Genomic DNA, 538 nt, shown 5'->3' with positions numbered 1-538 from the left:
GGTCGAAGAGGCCTGTGCGCGATTGAAGGCAGCCTTTGGCGATTTACAATGAACCCCGTTCAAAAAAAAACGGAGGCACGTCATGCCCAACCACCTTTTTACGCTTCCGGACATCCCAAGCATCCCGGTGCAGGGGGAACAGGCGACCTATCCGATCGGGCGGATTTTTTGCGTGGGCCGCAACTATGCCGCCCACGCTGCCGAGATGGGGCATGAGGTGGATCGTCAGGCGCCGTTTTACTTCACCAAATCCGCGCCCAACGCGGTTTTGACCGGAGCGCATGTGCCGTATCCGGCAGGCACCGAGGATTATCATCACGAAATGGAACTGGCCGTTGCAATCGGCAAACCGGTTTTTCGGGCCACAGCCACTGAGGCCCGCAACGCGATTTTTGGCTATGGCTGTGCGCTGGACATGACGCGCCGCGACCTGCAGATCCGCGAGCGCAACAAGCAGCGCCCCTGGGATCTGGGCAAGGATGTGGAAAACGGCGCGGTCTTCGCTCCGCTGACCCGCGCCGATGACTGGAGCCCATCT

Annotated in this window: 1 protein-coding gene; it reads left to right on the top strand. The window is 60.2% G+C overall.

The window, feature by feature from the left end; translation table 11 throughout:
• Positions 1-82: 82 nt before the first annotated feature.
• On the top strand, positions 83-538 hold a 456-nt coding region (locus ACR0EL_RS22740), incomplete at its 3' end, for a fumarylacetoacetate hydrolase family protein (RefSeq protein ID WP_480502390.1).

This window comes from Ruegeria sp. AH12, from assembly GCF_056541465.1.
The sequence above is the reverse complement of the archived record's forward strand: the minus strand, read 5'-3'. Positions and strand labels throughout refer to the sequence as shown.